This window comes from Mesorhizobium sp. XAP4, assembly GCF_029269325.1.
GTDB classification, from domain to species: Bacteria; Pseudomonadota; Alphaproteobacteria; order Rhizobiales; family Rhizobiaceae; genus Mesorhizobium; species Mesorhizobium ciceri.
Genome location: NZ_JARIXW010000027.1, coordinates 1 through 1,590 on the forward strand (window position 1 = coordinate 1; position 1,590 = coordinate 1,590).

2 protein-coding genes are annotated in these 1,590 nt (G+C 60.6%); both read left to right on the forward strand.

Going from position 1 to position 1,590, the window contains the following annotated elements; translation table 11 throughout:
- Positions 1-646 (forward strand): class I SAM-dependent methyltransferase (locus P3C39_RS32835; protein WP_275955078.1); only part of this gene is annotated, 646 nt, incomplete at its 5' end.
- Complete coding sequence (locus P3C39_RS32840) at positions 643-1,572, forward strand: 2-oxoglutarate and iron-dependent oxygenase domain-containing protein (protein ID WP_127295856.1); 930 nt, start codon at positions 643-645, stop codon at positions 1,570-1,572. The genes P3C39_RS32835 and P3C39_RS32840, both read left to right, overlap by 4 nt.
- Positions 1,573-1,590: the final 18 nt, after the last annotated feature.

A 1,590-nucleotide genomic window follows, 5' to 3' on the forward strand; every position in this document is an offset into this window, starting at 1 on the left:
CCATGCGCTCGACGGCGACGTCGATCGCTTGGCACGCTTTTATCGTGAATGGGCAAGTTCCTACGAGTTGGATGTCGGCCGGGATGAATACTGCGGGCCGGCGATTGTTGCGGAACTGGCGGGCACGGTGCAGACAGCCTATTTGGCCAATAAGCGAGCAGCCATCGCAATCCTGGACGCCGGCTGCGGAACGGGCCTCGTCGGCGTGGAACTGGAACGCCTCGGCTTCCGGTTGATCGACGGGATCGACCTCTCCGAGGAGATGGCCGAACAGGCCCGGAAAACCCGCGCATACCGGCATGTCCGAGGCGATGTCGACCTTAACGGGCCGCTCTCCGGCTACTCCACCGCGAGCTATGACATTACGGTCTGCTGCGGCGTCTTCACGCTCGGGCACATCCGACCGGACGCACTGCGCGAACTGGCTCGCGTGACGCGCCCCAACGGATTCATCATCGCAAGCACCCGCAAGAGCTATGCGGAGACCACATCCTTTGGGGATGAAGTGCGGCGTCTACAGGATACGGGCGTGCTTGTGACGGCCCAATGTCTCAACGACGGAAAATACATCGCGGAGGAGGGCGCGCATTACTGGGTTTTCCAGGTGACCGATAAAGCCAACGCACCAATGAAGGAGCAACAATGATCACGCTACCGCAAATCTCACTGGCGAAACTGTCATCCGATGCAACGCGACACGAAGAGCGCGATCGCCTTCGCCTGGCCTGCGAGGTGTACGGGTTCTTCTACCTTGAGCACGGAATCCCGAAAGAACAGATCTCCGAAGCGATCAAGGCTTGCCGGCGGTTCTTCGCGTTGCCACAGTCGGCAAAGGAACGCTTCGGTCACTCCGCACAAAACGTGTACCCTGCTACCGCTCGTGGGTACAGTCCATTGCACGGGGAGGTGCTACATCCCGACGCCGGCCCCGATCCGAAGGAAATGTTCGACCTCGGAATCGAGAATGAAGGTGACCGGCGTCCGTTTGCTGGTCGCACACGCCTTCCGGATGACGCGTTAGCTCCTGGTTTCGCTCGAAGCCTGCTTGCTCTGCAGGCTACCGTGGTCAACGAGGTTGTGCCGCAGCTCGGGACCGCGCTGGCCGACCTGCTCGATATGGAAGAGGGCTGGTTCCCACGCCATTTCAGCCCGCCGACGGTCCTCCAACGCGTGATCCGATATCCATCTACTGGCGGCACAGCTGGAAAGCATACCGACAACGGGTTCTTCACGCTGCTGCTGCAGGAGGAACTCCCCACGCGCTCCTTGCAGGTGTGGTTCGGCGGGCGTTGGATGCCGGCGCCGAGCCTCCCCGACAGTCTCGTGGTCAATCTGGGCGACATGCTTCAGGCCCTAAGCGACGACCGCTTCAGGAGCACACCGCATCGGGTCGTACACAGTGGTCCGGCCGAACGAATTTCCCTTCCTTTCTTTATCTATCCTGACATCGACGCTCGCCTAACTTCCCGGCAAGGAAAGCACACCTTCAGCGTCGCGGAAGTGATGCTACGCAACTTCGAGTCAATCTGGGAAACCAGGAATGGCGCCGGACGCGCGCGAGAGTTGCAGTAAGCCGTTCGGTTTTCTCGA

Bases quoted from the DNA above. Each gene is read 5' to 3' on its own strand.
- P3C39_RS32840 (WP_127295856.1), top strand. From the start codon at position 643: ATGATCACGCTACCGCAAATCTCACTGGCGAAACTGTCATCCGATGCA.